This is a genomic window from Paenibacillus sp. YSY-4.3, from assembly GCF_054767475.1.
In genome coordinates this window covers 20,801-40,862 of record NZ_BAABMC010000016.1, presented here as the reverse complement: position 1 = coordinate 40,862, position 20,062 = coordinate 20,801, and the positions used below count along the sequence as shown (strand labels likewise).

Sequence of the window (20,062 nt, the reverse complement as noted above, 5' to 3'; positions counted from 1 at the left end):
AAAAGGCAGCACAATATGCAGGACAATTCTAACCTGCACAACAAAAAGGGCGTTTCCAAGGTCTGCATAGACCTTTGGACGCCCTTTTTTCATTAGGGGATGGGATTACTTCTTGCGCAAACGCCGAAAGAACTCTGTAAGCAAAGAAGCACATTCTTCCCGCAATACGCCGGAGGCCACTTCCGTACGATGATTAAAACGGGGCTCCTGAAGCAAATTCATAAGCGTTCCTGCGCATCCTGCTTTGGGATCAGCAGTTCCGTAAACAACGCGGGGAATACGGCACTGCACGATTGCACCCGAACACATGGGACAGGGCTCCAGCGTCACGTAAAGCCGGCAATGCAACAGACGCCAGGCGTCCAAGGTTTGGCTCGCTTCCCTAATGGCGATCATTTCGGCGTGTGCCGTGCCATCACGGATACTTTCGCGCAGGTTGTGGCCTCTTCCTACAATTTCATCGCCTAGCACAATTACTGCGCCAATAGGTACTTCCCCGATCGCTTCGGCCTTGCGCGCTTCTTTAATCGCTTCCTGCATCCAGTGTTCATCGGAATAAGTAGCGGGGGGAGGGACAACAGGATAAGATGTATCCATAGAATAGGGTCAACTCCTTCAAAATAATGAGAAAAAAGACCTGTCCAACGAACAAATATTCGTTGTTAACATGTTGTGGGTAAGTCTGTGTATAACCACCGGTTTATCCCCACTATTATACACAGTAAGGACTTTGTATCTGTTGATATGTTCATAACTTGTGCATAACTTTTTAAACACGATCGATTTATGCTGCTTTATAGGTATTTTTACTTATTGTAGGGAAAGAGAGTGGGAATATCAACGTCTTTGCAAAACATGTCGTTGCAGTTATGATGATAGAAATAGATTAATTCCAAAAATCACCAAAGATTCGGTTCAAAAGGGCGGGTGGAAATTTGTCAATAAAAACAAAGCTGTCTCTGATCATGTCGTTTTTCGCATTAATTCTGCTTTCCTTAAATATTGCATTAAGTTACTTCTCAACTCGGGATAACTTAAGAAATTTGAGCGAAGCCAATATGATGGTTACCGCCCGTCAAATCGCGCTGGCTGTCGAACAGAGTCGATCCGTCAACGAGTACATCAAGAGGCAGAACCAGGGGAATATCAGTCGAGGCATGGCGGAAGGCATGCTTCAAATGACTAGTCCAGAGCGAATTACTCAGGAGACATTGCGCTCCAACGAGCATCTGCTTGAGATTACGGGCATGGATCCCGAGACCTTCCAAGGGAGCGGCAAGCTGTTATTCGGGACCTACAACTATGTGAACGATAGGATGGACCAAACGGCGATCAGAGCGGTCATTCAGAAGGGTGAGAGTCTTCTATATGACACCAAGATCAACGGGGAAAGAGTGCTGGAGAGTTTTATCCCCATTTCGCCTGTGAATAAAGGTCCTTACGTCATCCGGATCGTGTCCAGTTATGAGCCCATCTCATCAGTCATTTCCAAGCAGATGTTTAGCCAGGTTACCATTTCCTTAGTCCTGCTCCAAATTGTCATATTTGCAAGTTACATTCTAGCCGGTGAAATTATTCGGCCGATTCAGGATATTCTGATTAAGGTCAGTCAGCTCTCTTCGGGAAAATTCGAGACGAGGATGCGGGTAAATCGCCGGGATGAGCTTGGATTGCTAGGTCAGAAAATCAACACTATGGCGGTTAGTCTTGGGCATTATACAGCCGAGCTGGAGCAAAAGAATGAAGAAATCCGCTCTATGAATGAATACTTGGAGTCTATTATTAGCCAGACGGCCGATGCGATACATTTGATTGATCTGGAGGGAAGAATCCTGCGGGTGAACCCGGCATTCGAATGGTTATACGGCTGGAAGAGCGAGGAGATCGTAGATCGGAAGCTGGACTATATTCCGTCGTTTTTGGAGCAGGATAGGAAAGAGTGGAAACGGGAACTGGAGCAGGGCAGATCTGTTATTCTGTCCGAAACCGTTCGTAAGCGCAAGGATGGAAGCCTCGTAGAGGTCAGCATCAGCGAATCACCGATCTTCGACAAGTTCGGAAGGATATCGGCTTATATATGCATTTCTAGGGACATGACGGAGCATAATCGGATGGAAGAGCTGCTGCGGAGGTCGGAGAAGCTGACGACGGTGGGTCAATTAGCCGCCGGGGTAGCTCATGAGATCCGAAATCCGCTAACAACGCTGCGGGGCTTCCTGCAGATGCAGCAGCACTCCAGAACGATCAATCCGCTCCATACGGACATTATGCTGTCAGAGTTGGATCGAATCAATCTGATCGTGAGCGAGTTTTTGATTTTAGCCAAGCCGCAGGCTGTTAACTATCAAACCAAGGATGTGCGCTTTACGCTCGGAGATGTCGTTTCCTTGCTGGATAGTGAGGCTCACTTACATAACATTGAATTTAGTGTTCATTTCTCGCCGGAGGCGATTCTGGTACACTGTGAAGAGAACCAATTAAAGCAGGTATTTATCAATGTCCTGAAAAATGCCATGGAAGCTATGCCGTCCGGAGGGCAAATTACGTTAATGCTCTATTCCGATGAGCCGGATCTTGCCGTCATTCGAGTAATAGACGAAGGTGAAGGCATTTCCAAGGAACGGATGGAGAAGCTTGGGGAGCCGTTCTATACGAACAAGGAGAAAGGAACGGGGCTCGGCCTGATGATCAGCCAAAGAATTATCGAGTCACATAAGGGCTCCCTTCAAATCGAGAGCGAGGTCGGCAAAGGGACAGCCGTCACGATTACCTTGCCGCGAATGCTCCATAAGGAGGAGCCGCATCAGGGCGAGGGCGCATAGGATTTTTTTCAGGGCCATCGAAACATGAAGTTTTAGCAAAGAGATCGCATACGGGGTGACATCGAAGGTGAGAATCAACAAGTTCATTAGTGAGACGGGATACTGCTCCCGGCGGGAAGCTGACAAGCTGGTACAATCCGGCCAGGTCACGATTAACGGGAAGCCGGCCGAGCTCGGCAGCCAAGCTGAGATGGGGGACGACGTAAGAATTAACGGGAAGCCCTTGACGCTGAAAACATCGAAGCATGTCTATATTGCCCTTAACAAGCCCGTCGGGATCACGAGTACGACGGAGCAGCATATTCAGGGGAATATCGTAGATTTCGTAGGGCATGAGGAGCGGATCTTTCCCATCGGGCGCCTGGATAAGGACTCCGAAGGCTTAATATTGCTGACCAGCGACGGGGATATTGTGAACAAAGTCTTACGTTCCGAGGGGCGGCACGAGAAGGAGTACATTGTGACGGTGGATAAGGCCATCACCCCTTCTTTTTTGAAGGCGATGAGCGAAGGGGTGCGGATCCTCGGCACGAAGACCAGGCCGTGCGAAATCACTCGAATGACGGATCGGGTATTCCGGATTATTTTGACCGAGGGGAAGAATCGGCAAATCCGCCGGATGTGCAGCGCGCTCGGTTATGAAGTGCGGAAGCTGCAGCGCATTCGGATTATGAACATTCATTTGGGGAATCAAACGATCGGGACGTGGCGTGATTTGACGCCGCAAGAGAGGCAGGAGCTCGGGGCCGCGTTGAATTATGATCTTAAATAAGGAGTGCCCCTTAAAAACAAAACACCCAGGCCTCTATAGGCCTGAGTGTTTCATCAGCTCGGCAAACGATTATTTGTTAATCGCCGGGATGCCAGTTTTCGATTCTTCCTGGTACTTCCGAATAATTGATACTTCGACTCGGCGGTTCTTAGCCCGCCCTTCGCTTGTTTTGTTCGAGGCGACAGGGTGATATTCGCCTTGGCCAGTCGAGCTGAACATCTTCGGATTCAGCTTGGTGTTAAGCAGCAGAATTTTCATGAAGTTCAGGGCGCGGCCGGAGCTCAAATCCCAGTTCGACGGGAACTCGCTTGTCGAAATCGGAATGTTATCCGTATGTCCAGAAACAACGACCTCGTAGTCCGGGAACTTCTCCAGCATCGTAGAGATGGCTTTAGCCAGCTTCCGTGCTTCCGGCTTCACTACAGCATCGCCGGACGCGAATAAGGCGTTGTCGCTAATCGTAATCATAAGGCGTGAATGATTGAGCTGCGTGTCGAGCTGCGTCGTCAATCCATTTTCTTTAATGTAATTGTCCAGACGTTTCTTGAGAGCTTCCAGGTTCTCTTGCTCTTTGCGCATAAGCTCATTTTTCTTTATCAAGCCTTCGGATGAATCCTTGGCTATCGGGTTAGTCTTGGTGTTGCTTTCGAAGGAGTTCTGATCGAGCACGCCAACTCCGCCAGTAAGGACGCTGCCGAACGCTTGGCTCATTTCCTCGAATTTCTTGGCATCAGTTGAACTCATGCCGTAGAGGACAATAAATAGAGCCAGAAGGAGCGTCATCAGGTCAGCATAAGGAATTAGCCAGGATTCGTCAGCATGCTCCTCGTGGGGCTCCTGCCTAGTCTTTTTGCTCACCGGATTCACCTACCTTGTCTAATAGACCGGCGCGCTCCGATGGAGTCAGAAATACAGCCAGTTTTTGTTGGATGGCAATCGTTGAGACACCAGATTGAATGGACAACAGTCCTTCCACCATCATCAGGCGGATTTCGATTTCCTGCTTCGAAAGGCGCTTCAGCTTATTCGCAATTGGGTGCCATAGAACATAACCGGTGAATATACCGAGCAGTGTCGCAACGAAGGCGGCAGCAATCGCATGCGCCAATGAATCCATATCGGACATATCTGCAAGGGCAGCGATCAGCCCGATAACAGCCCCGAGTACCCCGAGGGTCGGAGCGTACATCCCGGCTTGGGAGAATATGAGCGCACCTGCCCGATGCCGTTCTTCGGTTGCTGCAATATCCTCAGCAAGTACATCGCTGACAAACTCCTGATCATTACCGTCAATGATCATGCGCATACCATTGCGCAGGAAATCGTCATCAATCTCCTCAACCTTGGATTCGAGCGCCAGGAGCCCCTCGCGCCGGGTAACGGTAGCCCATTCCATAAAGAGCGAGATGAGCTCTGCCTTGCTGATCATTTTTTGCTTGACGAATAACTTCTTGAACAACTTTGGAATCTTCTTCAATTCCGAGGAAGGGAAGCCTATGGACAGGCTCGCTGCGGTTCCTACCAAGATAATGATGTACGCCGCCGGGTTATTAACCAAGTTGACGATCGGAGCTCCTTTAAGGAACATCCCCAGAATTACGGCGACTAGACCGAGAATAATACCGATGAGTGATGAAATTTCCATTATACACCTCGTCCTTGAGATAAATTGAAGCCTTGCTTTTCGTCTTTAAGCATCCTTGCGAAAAGACGGAACCATTGAAAATAAACGGTTATCCTTTTTATCGACAGAAAACCTTTTTTTTTTAAGTGGTATTTTCGTTTATAATAAGACAATGGTCTATTTAGGAGATCGTGAAGGGAGCGAATCGCCCGTGGGAGTAAAGCACGGAAGGGAATATGAATTTATTTTGGCGGAATTTACGGAGGCAGTCGGCCGTATTCCGGATTGCTATGTTTTCTTTGAGATGGAGCCTGACGAATGGAAGGGACTGTCCAAGGAAGAGAAACATGAGGTGCTGGAAGCGTTGGCTGAGGATTTATTCTTCGGGCTGGGCTCTGAGCCAGTGATCACTGTAGGCAGCGGGGTCGTCATTTATGACCCGGAGGCTCATCGCATCAATGTATTGATTGGCGAAGAGGAGCTGACCTCAGTGAAGCTGGTTTAGCGGAATTAATGATTTTGCATGCGCCTTAGGGCGTGGTAAAATATGAAGTTAGGAACAGGTAATCATCTCCTGGCGTTAGGCATGAATAGGGCCTGGGAAGAATAACAATAATCCAAAAGTATAATTTTTTTAATTTACCTATAAAGCTTTGTGCATTAAAGGTACTAGTGAGCACTACATAGTTTTGGAAGTTCTTGAAAAAGAACAGGGAGGAAAAGAACATGCCGTTTACACCACAAGAAGTTGAGGCGCATTTGGAAAAGTTGGAAGGATGGGAGCTGGAAGAGGGACGCTGGATCGTTCGTAAATTTACCTTCTCCGAGTTTATGAAGGGCATAGCCTTTGTGGACGAGGTCGCGGCTATTTCAGAGGCCTTTAACCACCATCCCTTCATTACGATCGATTACAAGACAGTTACGCTTCGTTTGACATCATGGGAAGCAGGTGGAATCACGGCCATAGATATTAAGGAAGCAGAGCAATACAATGAAGCATTCGATAAAATGAATTCACCTGAAAAAAGCTTATAGCCGTGATGGTATTGGACTAAATACAGGACACGCCCACCGGGAACGCTAAGTATCCTAGTGGGCGTGTCTTTATCATGCTTATTATTTCTTCTCGGCAAGCCAGAGCGCGACGTTCGCGATTTCCTCGTCCTGCAGCTTATCTTTGAAGGCAGGCATCATGGAGCCTTTACCCTTCGAAATGATCTTGTAAAGCTGTTCGGTTGACATGGTGGCCCCAATATGCTGCAAATTCGGCCCAGCCAAGCCTTCCAGTTGGTCTCCGTGACAGCTGATGCAGTTTGCTTTGACGACGGCTTCCGCTTGCTCTGCGTTTAATGTGACTTCAGGCATTTGCGTCTTATTTTCTTGAGCAACCTGATCTTTACCGGGCAAAGTAAAGATAAGCACCAGGGCTAGTGCACACGCGACAAAGAATAGCCCGCTCATAACCCACTTTTGCATTCCAATCGTCCCTCCTATGTAAGCTACCTTATTATTATAACGGAACATGCTATTTGATCATAGCATTTGTGACAAAAAAAGCAACGAATTCCCCGTATAATTGCTCAAAAGTCACAATATATTATGAGCATCCTCACAGCGCGCCGGAAACAAGCCGTGCAGCGCCTTTCAGGAGATAACCCCTTAATGGCACATAAATGCCTGAGACCGCCTTGCAGGCGCTCCCAGACGCTTTGTAGGCCAGGCTATAAGCGTTCACCCCGATATACCATGCAATAATACGGCTTGGATATTGCGCCGGGGGTCATTTTCTCGTAAAGATCGGTTATGACAAAACCCGATTTCTGATAAGCGCGGATAGCCCGCGTATTCCAGGTAAGCACTTCAAGATCAATGACGTCGGACGGTGCGCGTCGCTGCGCCTCTTTAACAATCGTTAATACAAAGGACTTACCCAAACCATGACCGCATAAATCGGGCCTCATCCCGATCCCGAGTCTTGTGACGTTCTCCATGGGGAAATATTGGGCGAACCCGGCCAAATTTCCTTCCTCGTCTAGAATGGATACATACTGCTCGGCCCGTAAGGCCGGATTGCCGAATTCAACATCAAGAGCCTTCATTTGTTCCCAAGGCAGCCAGCTATAGATATCATAGGGAGAGTCGTAGCGCCAAGTACTGATTGCTTCCCCATGGCGTTCTTCCATAGGAACGATTTTAAACTGAATATCTCGTTTATCCATCTTGCGCCTCCTTGTACAAATGGGAATGCCGTGCCATGGAACTTCGCCGGCGCGATCGTTTTATCAACACTGTAACGGGATTTTATTTTATTGTAAAGGCTCTGGCCGAGAGATTTTTAACGTGGGAGGCGGAGTTATCTATTTATAGTGAAAACGGTTTAGTGGGGCGTTGATAAATAGTACCTATGGCGTGTATGCCTGCAACCTTTTTCCTTGAAGCTTCGTTAATAAGATAGAGCGATTAAGTCCTAATAAAAAAGCCGCGACAATTCTGGCAGGAATTGTCGGGCTATGTAAAAGCAGTAGACATAAATGGGCTAGGTGATTAGGATTGGGCGGCGTGGGTAGAATAGCCGTATTTGCTTAGGATCCGTTTCGCTCCGACATAACGTTCCTTGTAGTAGCTGTTGCTTAATTTATCGGTACGGATTCCTTTAGAAGAAGAGGCATGGGCGAACTTTCCATCGCCGATATAAATGCCGACATGAGATACTCCTTTGCCGGTCGTATTAAAAAATACGAGATCTCCTTCCTGAAGCTGATTCTTCGCAACAGACGTACCCTGCTTGTACTGCGCTGACGATACGCGGGCCAGCTTAACACCCATTTTCTTAAAGACGTAGCTTGTAAATCCGGAGCAATCAAAACCGTTTGTGGTCGTTCCCCCGAATTTGTAAGGTGTTCCGTAGACGGCATTAACCGTCTTGTTCAATGTCGTGTTCGAGTCGGCGTATGCGCTTGCTGTCCCCAACGTAAGAAGAATAGCCAAGCTCGTCGCCGCTGCTGTCAAAGTCTTTCTCAAGATGTTGTGCTCCTTCCAAGGCCTGCGAGGTTAGCTTAAGGATTCGGTTGAAGGTTCCCTATCATCTCTTATGTAGCGAGATCAATTCACCCATAAATGGTTCCCCCGTTTCCCGGGTGCCGGGAATTCGGCTTATCTAGTTGTATGCACCCGAAACGAAACGACTTACAACAATGATGACAAGATTGTAACTTATCACTTTGGTTATTCTAACAAAAACGGCCATCTTTTGCAAGAAAGGCTCTGCTGCAGCATGTTGGTAAAGTTATCCTGTGCCTTTTGAGGGATAAAAAAACCTGTAGGCGGGTTCGGCAAGGAACCACTCTACAGGTTTTCTGGACGTATTATTCTACATCGTCATGATCTTGGCTATCAACCGCAACCTCTTCGTACTTGTCCGTGCTCATGATGCGTTTGGCACCGACATAGCGTTTGACATAATAATCATCGCTTAATTTGGTAATGATTACCCCTTTCTTCGTTGAAGCGTGGGCGAAGCTCTCGCCATCAACCATAACGCCAACATGGGACACTCCATTACCGGAAGTGTTGAAGAATACGAGATCCCCGGCCTTCAGCTCATCCTTCTTGACAGCTGTTCCCATATTGTATTGGGATGCCGATGTGCGAGGCAGCTTGATATCAAGGCTCTTGAATACGTAAGAGGTAAATCCGGAACAATCAAAGCCATCGGTGCTCGTACCGCCAGATACATATTTAGTGCCCAGTGCGGAATCAATAGTTGTATCCAGTTTAGAGTCTGCGAAAGCGCTGCCAGCCCCTAAGGTGAACAGGATGGACAAACTTATAGCTGCTACAGCCAACTTTTTCTTCAAAGAAGTTATGCTCCTTCCAATGCCTGCGAGGTTAGCTTAAGGGTTCGGGTTGAAGGTCCCCTATGATCCCTCTGAAGCGAGATCAATTCACCCAAAATGGTTCCCCCGTTTCCCTGGTGACGGGAATTCGGCTGTGATTTTAACACCATGTGTAACTTATTCGACACTGCTGTCATGCATCTTGTGAATTATGACAGAAATGATTACAAATCTGTTACTTAAAAAGTACTGTTGTTATTGTAACAAGGCAGGGATCATTTGGCAATGGTTAAATTGCGAGAATTATATAGTAAGCATAGAATAAGGCCTCCGCGCATGCGCGGAGGCCTTGTGGCTCTAGGGAGGGGAGAAGATGAAGAAATTTTAACTTTTTTGTTGCCATAGACAATATTGCGAGGATATTTTCCATATTTTGAAAACACTGCGGAAGAATGGGTATGTTTGCTGCAAAATGAGGGCCAGCAGACCGGTCCAGACCCATGATGCCGTGCCGAATAAGATGAATATGATAGAGCAAGAGGCTGCAAGGATAAAGGAGATGCCAAGGCCGGGCAGGAGATGTTTCCAGCAAAGGAGCAGGGACGGCCAGGCATTGCCTTTAAATAAGTAGCCGAATTGCAGGAACAGTACAGTTTGGCGTATGAACCAGCTGTAGCAGAGCCAGCCGACAGCATAAGCGATAGTGACTAGAACGACCGAGATATGGCCGCTTCCCTGCAGAATGGGTGCCAAGGCGGTGTATACTCTGGGTAGGAGCCAAAGCGTAGGGACCAGGATCAAAATAAGCTCCAGGAAGTAGAACAGGGTCACGGGTTTCCAGAATTTCTGAATACCTCTGAATAGCGGGAGGCCGGGCGCTCTATCCTCGCTAGGAAGCAGTCCATATAATATTCCTGCATGGACAAGAGGAGTGAGCAGCAGGCGAAGCAAGACCATGCCGATGATCATCCATAAGTAATGATGAACCTCGGGAATTTGCCAGAATCTATTTTGCCCCTCGATCACAAACAGCATCCGGCTCAGGTCATGGGGGGGAGGGTCGGGATAGCGGTGCAGCACTTGCACTACAGCCGTATTGACCAGCCGGTATAGAAATACTCCCCACAGCAGTTGATACAGGAACAGAATGATGACGGAGGGGAACTGTCTTTTGACGCTGCTCCACCCATTGCGAATATAGGGCATGGTATTCCCTCCTAAAAGTTTTGTGAGCAATACTGCTCTGAATAGCCCCGAACAAAACTTGCATCGGAAGCATACCTAGTTTTGTGAGCAATACTGCTCTGAATAGCCCCGAACAAAACTTGCATCGGAAGCGTAAACCTAGTTTTGTGAGCAATACCGCTCTGAATAAGCTCCGAACAAAACTCGCATCGGAAGCAGCCTACCACAGAAATGGACCGGTCAGCATTTCGAGCAGCTTCGTTACAATAATATTGGAGCGCGTACTGACCTTCTCGTCGAGACTAGCCTTAAAGTAGTTATTAATATGTTTGTTCTCCAGCATCAGCGTGTAGTCCGGGTCGAGCATAGCCCAGGCGAGGGGTTCCTTATAAGTCAACTTCAATTGTGCATGCTCCTCCTTACCATCCAGCACCTTTCGAACGGTATGTCCGTCTTGGAAGGTGAAGAGGATCGGCACCTTTGGATAGGTTCCACCCTTGCGGGTGATGTCCACGATGGCTTCGTACAGAGCATTGCTGTCCTGCCCTACCTTGTATATGTCAATGTTCTCTATGGCATAGTCCGCCATTTTTCCGCCGTATACGTACTGGTTAAAATAACCTTTCCAGGATCGTCCCGTCGTTTGCTCGAGTACCCTCTGAAAATCCGCAGTGGCCGGATGCTTGAACCGATATTTGCGCGCATAGAGGGACAGGGTGCGATTCATGGCTTTGGTACCGATCTGCCGCTCGAGGTCCAGAAGAACGAGTTTGCCGCGGTGATAGACATTTCTGGCGTAAGTATCCGCCGTGCCGAATTCCCAGGAAGGTTGAGTCAGCGGCTTAGGATCGTGGATCAATGCGGCTTGAATAGGAAGGCTGGTCGTGATTCCGAATTCCTGCTCCATCAAACGGTCTTCGGCATAGGAAGTAAAGGCCTCGTCCAGCCAGGCTTCTTCAAATTCATTGCTGGCCACCATGCCGTAAAAAAATTGATGCCCGATTTCATGGATCACAGTGCGCTCCAGCTCGTCATACCCCGGAGAATCGCTGGTTGCCCCGAAGGCGGTGACCAAGGTCGGATACTCCATCCCCCCTGCGCCATTCCCTTCGGCGGGTGGTACGATGATGGATAAAGTGGAATACGGGTAGCTTCCGTACCATTTGCTGAAATTAGACAATGCGACCTTAGCGGCGTAGAAGTAACGATCCTTCAAGTCCTTATGGGCTGGATCCAAATACAGCTTGATCCGGACCCCTGGCACCTCCTCTGAAGAGAACGGCTCTTCAGCGTAGATGAAGTTTGGAGATGCGGCCCAGGCGAAATCATGCACATCGTCCGCATAATACTGGATGATTTTACGTTCGCCCCGCTGTATTGCAGGTTTGGTCGGAAAACCTGTGGCAGCTATCGTATACTCGCTTGGAACGTCGATATTCACGCTGTAAATGCCAAAATCGGAATAGAACTCCGAGTTACCGTGATACTGGTGCAGGTTCCAGCCCTCCGTACTTCTTCCTCTTCTTGAGACAGGTTCGTATACGCACAGCTTGGGAAACCACTGGCCAGCCATCACAAAGTCGCCGGCAGTGCCCATTCGCGCAAAAATCTTGGGCAATTTCACGGTGAAATTGATTTTTAGCGTAATGGTCTCGCCGCCTTGCACTGACATCGGCAGACGCACCTTGGCAAGCGTCCTGTCATTGGCGTTGCCGTCGTCGGGTTGGACATACTGAATACGGTGCAGAAGGGAAATTCCATCCATCGTCCGAATATCGGTTAACTCTATGGAGCCCCAGCCGTTCTTCGGCATGGTGTCGCCACGCAGTCGTCCACCGGATTCCTTCATAAAAGTAGTTTCTGAGGAAGCGAAGGCATTGGGATATAGATGAAAGTAAAGCTCGTTCACCGTTTTTTTCCCTGGATGGGTCCAGGATAGCGTCTGGGTGCCGGTCAGCGTTCGTTCTTGTTCATTCAGCTTGACGTCAATATGGTATTCTGTAACCCGGTTGCTAAGTATTTCTGCCGTCGGCTGCTGTATACTCTCCGCCTGCGGGGGAGAAGGAGCCTTTACTGAGGCGGTTTTGCCCTGCTGCTGCTGAGCAAATGAAGGGGCGTCCGTGGGGTCGTCATGAAGCATGTACATTATGGAACCGCCAAAAAGACATAGGGTAAGGATAGTAATACTAATAATCATCGTTCGACGGGTCATACCATGGATACCTCCTGTTGACAAGCATCTACAGCATGTATATGTTTGCATTTGGGAGATTATTAGCTAAAATAAAATTAATGTGTACGTCGGCTGAACAAGCATTCTTATAAGGAAAGAAAACACGCAGAAACTGCCTTCGGCGAAAGCTGCTCAGGAACTGATCAGCGACCGCCCAAGCCAGGTGGAGGGAATTATGGATAACAAAGATACTTCACAGAAGACGGGTAAGAAGATATTCGCCTTAAATATTATAAGTAACGATGACAAGAGCAAGCATAAAGGATTCGGTGCAGGTTCCATCGACTTAAACAGCATGTCGCCGGTCATTATTGACGGAAACGAAGCCTACATCGATATCGGTGCCATGCATGCCAAGAGCAAGGTGGAGAAGGGGATCAAGTTCTCGACGAATAAGGATGACGTCCCTAACGGGCGCCAAGTATGGATCGTATGGGTAGCCGTGGATCGTACTCCGGAGCTGGGGCAATTTTACGGAGGGATAACCGCTTGCGAAATGCTGATCGATACGGAAGCGCGCCGCGGATGGAAGGTTCTAGCCGATCATGTCAACAAGATGGACTATGCCTTAAAGCGCAGAGTTATTTTGGATGGGCTAGGAACAGAGGAGAAGGCAGTCCTGAAGAAGCTGCTCGTAGAAACCAATGAAGAATGGTGGGAGAAGTCTTCGGATGAGCTGAAGGCGGCTCTGGAGACGGAATAGAAGCGAGTTGTAATAGAAATAAGCACGCGCCGGCGCTGATGGAACCATTAGCCGGATGCGTGCTTATTTGATTTCCTATTGTAATATTGGGTGGCTGGTGCAGTCTAATACTGAGCTAACTTGCAGAGCCGCGGGGCGATGCGTCCTTGCCGAGCAGAACGGTCAGCCCAAGCAGCGTTACGACGATGGTTGCCCCCATATCGGACATGACGGCGATCCACAGAGTCAGCCAGCCTGGGATGGTTAGCAGCAGGGCAATCAACTTCAAGGCAAGCGAGATGCCGATATTCCAGGTGATAATGCGGCTAGCCTGTCTAGCGACCCTTATCGCGCCTGGCAGCTTGCCAAGATGATCCTGCATGAGCACGATATCAGCGGTTTCAACCGCCGTGTCAGTGCCTTTGCCCATGGCGATTCCGAGGCTTGAGGCGGCAAGTGCTGGGGCGTCATTGATGCCGTCCCCGACCATGGCGACCTTCCAGTTCGCGGATAGTTCGCGCACCTTCTCTACCTTTTGCTCCGGAAGCAGTCCGGCCGCCCAGTCGGTAACGCCTACCCGTGAGGCGATCGTCCTGGCTGATTCGGCGTGGTCGCCGGTTAGCATCACCGTATGGGCTATGCCGCTTCGATGCAGCTCGGCAATGACGTCAGGACTTTCTTGCCTCAGTTCGTCGGCAAGGCCGTAGAGGCCCAGTACCTGAGTGGGATCGGCAATGACGACGACAGTGAATCCTGCGGCTTTGAGCTGATTCAGATCATCTAGAATCTGCTGCCGGGGTTGGCCCTCTAAGGAGATTTTGTCCAATACTTCCTCGCTGCCTGCCCAGTAGCGGATGCCCTCGATCGTGGCGGATAAGCCGACTCCGGGAATCGTCATGAGTTCGGATGTTTGCGGCAGTACAGCACTCGAAATGCCTTGTTCCTCCGCTTGCCGGACGATGGCTTCGGCGAGCGGATGCAGGGAACCTGCTTCCATGGCTGCAGAAATGCGATGGAAACGTTGGCCGTCGTAAACGACTTCCTTCATGACGGAGGGCCGGCCTACCGTCAGGGTTCCCGTTTTGTCAAAGGCGACGGCGTCGATTTTTCCAAGCTGTTCTAAATGGACTCCGCCTTTAACCAGCACCCCGTTTCTGGCGCATCTCGTCATGCCGCTGACTAGGGCAATCGGAGAAGAGAGCACCAGGGCGCATGGGCAGCCGACGATGAGGATGGCGAGTCCTTCATAGACCCACTTCATCCATGGCTGGCCAAGCAGCAAAGGGGGAACAAGGACGACAAGGGCCGCGATGATCATGATTGCCGGAGTATAATATTTGGCGAATTTATCGATGAACAATTCCGTGGGCGTCTTCGTGTCCTGGGCCTCCTGCACAAGGTGCATGATGCGGGCCAGGGAGGAGTCCTCGTAGGCTTTGTCTATTCGTATTTTCAATAGGCCGTCCGTATTAACGCTCCCGCCGAAAACGCTGTGTCCCGGCTCCTTCGCGACGGGAATGGATTCGCCGGTAATCGCTGCCTCGTTCACTGCGCTATGGCCTTCAACGATTGTTCCGTCGGAAGGTATTTTCTCTCCCGCCCGAACCAGCACCAGGTCGCCGATCCTTAGGCTCGTGATCGCTACCGTCGTTTCACCGTCATCCGTAATGAGGACTGCTTGCTTCGGTGCGGCGCTAAGCAGCGCCTCCATCGATTTACGGGCCCGGCTCATACCGTAACCCTCCAGCAGCTCGTTCAGGCCGAACAAGATGGCGACCAGCGTAGCTTCCTTCCATTCGCCGATCAATACGGCCCCAACCATGGCTACCGTCATCAGCGTATCCATATTGAATTTCAAACGGGACAGATTACGCAGTCCGCGAATAAAAGTCGAATACCCGCTAAGGGCAATGGATGACAGATACATAATGATGAGAGCGCTCGCTGGCACGACTGAATTCACTATAAATGTAGCTATATATAGGGCTGCAGCTATGCCGAGCAGCCATATTCCTATGCGGCTGTCGCCATGCTCATGGCTATGGCCATGACCATGCTCCTCGCCGTGGTTATGTTCTTCGCTGTGCTCGTGATCATGTCCATGCTCATGATCGTGTCCGTGCCCGTCGTTATGCCTATGGGAATTCTCCCTGGCAGTATGCCCATCTCTTCGCTCCATTGGGGGGATCAACGCAGCTCCATCCCGTTTAAGAATTCCCTTGACCCGGGCAAGATCGACTTTCGGAGAAATGAGCAGCCGTCCGCTGTTGTATAGAATGGCTGCGTCTTGTCCGTGCTCGAGCTTCTGAATTTCTTCTTGCATTTCGCGGGCACAATTGGCACAGGAGAGGCCCTGAACACGGTATTCAACCTGGGGCATGGGCTGATCCTGGCCTGAAGCCGTAGGGGATTTACTCATGGCAACTCTTCTCCTTCTGATGCTCCAGCGTCATCGTAATCAACGTTTGGATATGATGATCTTTCAGCGAATAGAATACATTCTTGCCTTCCTTGCGCGATTTCGTAATGTCCATTTGCTTCAATAAACGTAAATGATGGGATGCCGTAGCGACAGAGCTGTCCAGGATCGAGGCGACATCACATACGCACAGCTCCTCCTTCTGCTGCAACAAGTAGGCGATCTTCATCCGGTTGGGGTCGGACAGTGCCTTGAACATCTGCGCCATGCCGACGATATCTTCTTCGTTGAGACTGCTTCGCAGCTCGGCTGCAGTGTCGCTGTGTACGTGAGATTGCTCGCAAACTTCCGGTTGTACTAAAGGAATCGGATTTGTCATATGTAAGAAACCTCCTATATTTTAGAGAAAGACATTCAAGCATTCGTTTGATTGTTGTTTATATTATACACTTGCTGCTCAGCATATTCAAATGCTCGCTTGAATGTGTGGGCCTTTGAAGTACATAAATGCAAAAAAGCGCCGAATAGGCGCTCGGCAGTAGCTTGTACAAAAGCTGCCGCTGTTTAGAATTTTTTAAATACGTCCATGTTTTTATCAAGCAGAGGCACATATGGACTATCCCGCAGGAAAAAACGCCATGGCATGGCAGCATACTCCTGCGCATACGCGATATTGATGCGCGGCGATTGCATTATCGTCTCATTTTGCAGCGGCCTGCCTGCCTCGATCCATAACGGGCCGCCCTGCTCGAGAAGAGACTGGCCGTTTAGCGATTTGTCGATGCGAAGACCACGGCACAGCTTGCCTGGGCCACCGGATAGATCGACGGGCTTCTTGGCAGCCGCGTTTCGATATTTGCGCATTAGGGCTTCATCATCTGCAGTTAAAGGCTCGACGGCCCGGATTAACACTGCTTGCGGATCATCAACGGCGCCGGTAACAACGTTCAGGCAATGATACATTCCATAAATAAGATAAATGTAGGCCGATCCTCCCCGGCCGAACATGATTTCCGTTCTAGCGGTCCTTCGTCCGCCATAGGCATGGCTTCCTTTATCCTCTATGCCACCGTAGCTTTCAGTTTCGACGATGCGGCAGCAGATATCTCCGTCCTCGGTACGGCGAACGAGCGTATGCCCGATCAGTCGGGATGCCGCATCCAGAGCCGTCGTGTCGTAGAATGCGGAGGGAAGCGGCTTTCCTTCTGAGTATGGGGTAAATGGTAAGCTCATGATTAAGGGATCTCCTTATCTGTATATCATTCATGCGTCCTATGCGTGCGACTGAGGGTGTCTCACATGTTACAGCATGCCTTACGCCTAGTCCATCCACCAGCGCTTTAGATCGCTCCACCAAGAGCGGCTCTGTGTTGTTTCTTCAACAGGAAGCGGTGCAGGTTCTTTATCCCCGTGCGCATCGCAGGTTTCCGTCGGCTCGGTGCCCTCGATAAATACCTCCAGCTTTTTGGTGGGGCAATTCTCCGTCGCAAGCTTGCCTGTCGCAGGATCGAGATATACGCTGACGACCCCATCGGGAATCGGAAAAATTTTTGGCGGTACTTTCTCCAGTGCCTTCTCCGTATATTGTGCAAAAATGGGCGCCGCCTTGCGCGATTCTGCCGTGCCCAGTGTCTTCCCCTTGTCGTAGCCGACCCAAACGGCCGTAGACAGCTCTGGCGTGAATCCCACCAGCCAGGCGTCGGTGCTTGTCGTGCCCGTCTTGCCGGCAACCGGACGCTTGATGTCCGCCGATACCCGGTTCCCGGTTCCCCCGGCTTCGAATACGCTCTCCAGCAAATGGGTCAGCACATAAGCAGCGGCAGGCTCGACGACCTGCTCAGGGGCAGCAAAAGGAGCTTCATATAATATACGGTCCTCGTCGTCGGTAATTTTCAGTACGGCAACCGGTTTGACCTGCTTGCCTTGATTGCTGATTACCCCGAACGCCGTAGCCATCTCGAATGGACTGACGGGCGACGTGCCCAGCGCTAAAGAAGGTACGGCATTTAGCGGGCTTGTAATACCCATCTTCCGGCCGAGCTCGATCACCTGATCGGCTCCGACCGTCAGGATCGTATTGACGGCATAAATATTGTCTGAGGCAGAAATGGCCTGGCGCATATCGATTTCACCCAAATATTTATCGCCGAAATTTTTGGGGCTGTACGTTTTCCGGTTGTTATCATAATGAAACAAGGTCGGCTGGCTGGAGAATTTGCTGGCACTCGTCATCTTGCGGGAGGACAAGGCAGACAAGTACATAATCGGCTTGAAGGTTGAGCCGGGCTGACGGGTCGTCGCGAAGACATGATTGTACTGGCTCCGTATGTAGTTCACGCCGCCGACGAGTGCTTTGATATGTCCGCTGCGCGGGTCGATGGAAATCAGGGCTGCCTCCAGATCGGGCGAGTCCTTCAGTTCGCTGGCCACGGCAAGTTCGGCAGCCCTCTGCGCTTCCGTATCCAAGGTGGTGTATATTTTGAGCCCGCCATGCTCTAGCAGGCTCTCATCGAACCCTAGCTCGTTGATGACGACATTTCGGACGTAGTCGCGGAAATAGGGAGCCTTGTCTCCGGTCGTTCGCAGCTTCGGAGATTGGAACTGAAGGATTTCTTCATAGGCTGTTTTCGCCTGCAGCTCGTTGATGTCTCCCGTCTCCACCATAGCATTTAAGACGAGGCGCTGACGGTCCTTTGCATTCTTCATCTGATTGAAGGGGGAATAGTAAGTGGGCCCCTTCGGCACGCCGGCCAACATGGCGCTTTCAGCCAAGCTGAGCTGTTCCGCGGGTTTGCCGAAATACATTTGGGCTGCTGCCTCAATGCCGTAAGCGCCGTGGCCGTAGTATATTTCATTGAGATACATTTGCAGGATTTGATCCTTACCCAGCTTCATTTCCAGCTGCGCGGTGTATATCGCTTCTTTCAATTTTCGCGACCATGTGCGCTCATGCGTTAAATACAGATTGCGTGCGAGTTGCTGCGTCAACGTGCTGGCCCCCTGCACTTTGTTCATCTCCTTAAGATTGACGAGAACCGCCCGGGCCATGCCTTTGAGATCAAAACCGAAATGATCGTAGAATTGCCGGTCTTCCACAGCCAGCGTTGCCTGAATAAGATATGGCGAAATGTGATTCAGCGTAACATTGGAACGGCTCCGGTCGGAGCTGGAGAAGACGGAAATGGCCTCCCCCTGGCGGCTGAGCAGTTGCGAATTCCGGTCGGAGTAAGCAAGCGGCAAATCGGTTTGATATAAATAGAATAGAAGCGCTCCGGAGGCGATTAATACGGCGATACCGCAGGCCAAAAGCGACTTGATTATAAGGGATTTTCTGCGACGGGGGCCCCGTCTGCTGCTGCGGACAAGTCTTTGCATAGCTGTTAATCGCCTCCAATCTCCGGATGTCCGCAATCGATGCGGCTACTGTTCAGTATGGGAAAGTTTGGGGGAGATATTCATGGTAGGGCATAGGGCGGGTCAATTTAGCGGATTTCCATAAATAGTTGCATTTTCACCTTGTTTTAATATAATCAGATTTGTTTGGTACAATAGGAAGAGAAACTTTGCGAGAAGTGAATCTGGACAGCCCCCGGCCTCCGGTATGGGTTAATATGACGGCTAAACACTATTCTAACGGGAAAGAAGGGTTATACGATGGAATTGTGGTTTACGGAGAAACAGACGCCCGTCTTTGGCATTACGGCAAAAATTCGGGAAACATTGGTGAGAGAGCAGACGGATTTTCAAGACTTGGCGATCATTGATACCGAAGAGTTTGGACGAATGCTGGTGCTTGACGATATGGTCATGACGACGGTGAAGGATGAATTTGTGTACCATGAGATGGTAGCTCATCCGGCGTTGTTTACGCACCCAGATCCGAAGCATGTGCTTGTGGTTGGCGGCGGTGACGGCGGCGTTATTCGCGAAATTATGAAGCACCCTAAGGTGGAGAAGGCTGTTCTTGTTGATATTGACGGGAAAGTCATTGAATACTCGAAAAAATATTTGCCGGAAATCGCCTGTGAGCTGGATAACCCGCGGGTTGAGGTTCAAGTGAATGACGGCTATATGCATATTATTCAGAGCAAAAATAAATACGATGTGATTATGGTTGACTCCACGGAGCCTGTAGGCCCGGCGGCCCCGCTGTTCGAGCGCGGCTTCTATCAAGGGATTTACGAGGCGCTGAAGGATGACGGCATTTTCGTGGCTCAAACGGATAATCCTTGGTTCAAAGCTGATTTGATTCAAAAAGTGAACAAGGACGTTAAGGAAATTTTCCCGATCGTTAGAGTATACGGCGCTAACATCCCTACGTATCCGAGTGGTCTGTGGACCTTTACGATGGGCAGCAAAACCCATGATCCGCTTCAAGTGGATGAGACCCAAATTCCGGAGATCAACACGAAGTATTATTCGCCGCGTCTGCACAAAGCTGCATTCGTGCTGCCTAAATTCGTAGAAGATCTCGTGAAGTAGGGGGGCG

General features: G+C 49.9%; 19 protein-coding genes and 2 riboswitches. Of the genes, 6 read left to right on the top strand and 13 right to left on the bottom strand.

Annotated elements, in window-relative coordinates; translation table 11 throughout:
- Positions 1–105: 105 nt before the first annotated feature.
- Positions 106–597: a tRNA adenosine(34) deaminase TadA gene (gene tadA / locus ACYUJT_RS25020; RefSeq protein WP_460327568.1), complete on the bottom strand. Its 492-nt coding sequence runs from the start codon at positions 595–597 to the stop codon at positions 106–108.
- 338 nt (positions 598–935) lie between these two features.
- Between tadA and ACYUJT_RS25015 the strand changes: the two genes are divergently transcribed.
- Together ACYUJT_RS25015 and ACYUJT_RS25010 are read left to right on the top strand one after the other, a co-directional pair.
- Complete coding sequence (locus ACYUJT_RS25015; RefSeq protein WP_460327566.1) at positions 936–2,822, top strand: ATP-binding protein; 1,887 nt, start codon at positions 936–938, stop codon at positions 2,820–2,822.
- A gap of 67 nt (positions 2,823–2,889) precedes the next feature.
- Entirely contained in the window at positions 2,890–3,594 is a 705-nt protein-coding gene (locus ACYUJT_RS25010; RefSeq protein ID WP_460327564.1) for a pseudouridine synthase, read from the top strand.
- Between the two features lie 69 nt (positions 3,595–3,663).
- On the opposite strand, the gene motB is transcribed toward ACYUJT_RS25010, so the two are convergent.
- Together motB and motA are read right to left on the bottom strand one after the other, a co-directional pair.
- On the bottom strand, positions 3,664–4,452 hold the full coding sequence (gene motB, locus ACYUJT_RS25005) for a flagellar motor protein MotB (protein WP_460327562.1): 789 nt from the start codon (positions 4,450–4,452) through the stop codon (positions 3,664–3,666).
- Complete coding sequence (gene motA / locus ACYUJT_RS25000) at positions 4,436–5,239, bottom strand: flagellar motor stator protein MotA (RefSeq protein WP_460327560.1); 804 nt, start codon at positions 5,237–5,239, stop codon at positions 4,436–4,438. Before motA ends, motB begins: the two co-directional genes overlap by 17 nt.
- Before the next feature lie 190 nt (positions 5,240–5,429).
- Here motA and ACYUJT_RS24995 point away from each other — a divergent pair, with 190 nt between their 5' ends.
- Both ACYUJT_RS24995 and ACYUJT_RS24990 read left to right on the top strand, forming a co-directional pair.
- Complete coding sequence (locus ACYUJT_RS24995; RefSeq protein ID WP_460327558.1) at positions 5,430–5,723, top strand: hypothetical protein; 294 nt, start codon at positions 5,430–5,432, stop codon at positions 5,721–5,723.
- A gap of 221 nt (positions 5,724–5,944) precedes the next feature.
- Entirely contained in the window at positions 5,945–6,253 is a 309-nt protein-coding gene (locus ACYUJT_RS24990; protein WP_460327556.1) for a 4a-hydroxytetrahydrobiopterin dehydratase, read from the top strand.
- An 81-nt stretch (positions 6,254–6,334) separates the two neighbouring features.
- On the opposite strand, the gene ACYUJT_RS24985 is transcribed toward ACYUJT_RS24990, so the two are convergent.
- From ACYUJT_RS24985 to ACYUJT_RS24960, 6 genes are all read right to left on the bottom strand, one after another.
- Complete coding sequence (locus tag ACYUJT_RS24985; RefSeq protein ID WP_460327554.1) at positions 6,335–6,694, bottom strand: c-type cytochrome; 360 nt, start codon at positions 6,692–6,694, stop codon at positions 6,335–6,337.
- 245 nt (positions 6,695–6,939) lie between these two features.
- Complete coding sequence (locus ACYUJT_RS24980) at positions 6,940–7,437, bottom strand: GNAT family N-acetyltransferase (RefSeq protein ID WP_460327552.1); 498 nt, start codon at positions 7,435–7,437, stop codon at positions 6,940–6,942.
- A 325-nt stretch (positions 7,438–7,762) separates the two neighbouring features.
- Positions 7,763–8,239: a C40 family peptidase gene (locus ACYUJT_RS24975; protein WP_460327549.1), complete on the bottom strand. Its 477-nt coding sequence runs from the start codon at positions 8,237–8,239 to the stop codon at positions 7,763–7,765.
- A 4-nt stretch (positions 8,240–8,243) separates the two neighbouring features.
- Positions 8,244–8,382: riboswitch (cyclic di-AMP (ydaO/yuaA leader) on the bottom strand.
- Between the two features lie 201 nt (positions 8,383–8,583).
- Positions 8,584–9,075 carry a C40 family peptidase gene (locus tag ACYUJT_RS24970; protein ID WP_460327547.1) on the bottom strand — a complete coding sequence of 164 codons (492 nt, stop codon included), beginning with the start codon at positions 9,073–9,075 and terminating at the stop codon, positions 8,584–8,586.
- Positions 9,076–9,080: 5 nt separating this feature from the next.
- Positions 9,081–9,218: riboswitch (cyclic di-AMP (ydaO/yuaA leader) on the bottom strand.
- Between the two features lie 220 nt (positions 9,219–9,438).
- Entirely contained in the window at positions 9,439–10,260 is an 822-nt protein-coding gene (locus ACYUJT_RS24965) for a hypothetical protein (RefSeq protein WP_460327544.1), read from the bottom strand.
- A gap of 199 nt (positions 10,261–10,459) precedes the next feature.
- On the bottom strand, positions 10,460–12,451 hold the full coding sequence (locus tag ACYUJT_RS24960) for a M1 family metallopeptidase (protein WP_460327542.1): 1,992 nt from the start codon (positions 12,449–12,451) through the stop codon (positions 10,460–10,462).
- A 196-nt stretch (positions 12,452–12,647) separates the two neighbouring features.
- Between ACYUJT_RS24960 and ACYUJT_RS24955 the strand changes: the two genes are divergently transcribed.
- On the top strand, positions 12,648–13,175 hold the full coding sequence (locus ACYUJT_RS24955) for a YwhD family protein (protein WP_460327539.1): 528 nt from the start codon (positions 12,648–12,650) through the stop codon (positions 13,173–13,175).
- Between the two features lie 115 nt (positions 13,176–13,290).
- Here the strand turns inward: ACYUJT_RS24955 and ACYUJT_RS24950 are convergent, their stop codons facing one another.
- The 4 genes from ACYUJT_RS24950 to ACYUJT_RS24935 form a co-directional block, all read right to left on the bottom strand.
- Positions 13,291–15,573 carry a heavy metal translocating P-type ATPase gene (locus ACYUJT_RS24950; RefSeq protein ID WP_460327537.1) on the bottom strand — a complete coding sequence of 761 codons (2,283 nt, stop codon included), beginning with the start codon at positions 15,571–15,573 and terminating at the stop codon, positions 13,291–13,293.
- Positions 15,566–15,952: an ArsR/SmtB family transcription factor gene (locus ACYUJT_RS24945; RefSeq protein WP_460327535.1), complete on the bottom strand. Its 387-nt coding sequence runs from the start codon at positions 15,950–15,952 to the stop codon at positions 15,566–15,568. The genes ACYUJT_RS24950 and ACYUJT_RS24945 overlap by 8 nt, the downstream gene beginning before the upstream one ends.
- A 185-nt stretch (positions 15,953–16,137) precedes the next feature.
- Positions 16,138–16,806 carry a DNA-3-methyladenine glycosylase gene (locus ACYUJT_RS24940; protein ID WP_460327532.1) on the bottom strand — a complete coding sequence of 223 codons (669 nt, stop codon included), beginning with the start codon at positions 16,804–16,806 and terminating at the stop codon, positions 16,138–16,140.
- Positions 16,807–16,893: 87 nt separating this feature from the next.
- The gene (locus tag ACYUJT_RS24935) at positions 16,894–18,948 is read right to left on the bottom strand and encodes a transglycosylase domain-containing protein (protein ID WP_460327530.1); all 2,055 of its coding nucleotides are present in this window, start codon (positions 18,946–18,948) and stop codon (positions 16,894–16,896) included.
- 279 nt (positions 18,949–19,227) lie between these two features.
- On the opposite strand from ACYUJT_RS24935, the gene speE reads away from it, so the two are divergent.
- Positions 19,228–20,055, top strand: a complete 828-nt coding sequence (gene speE, locus ACYUJT_RS24930) for a polyamine aminopropyltransferase (RefSeq protein WP_460327527.1) — start codon at positions 19,228–19,230, stop codon at positions 20,053–20,055.
- The last annotated feature ends 7 nt before the right edge of the window (positions 20,056–20,062 follow it).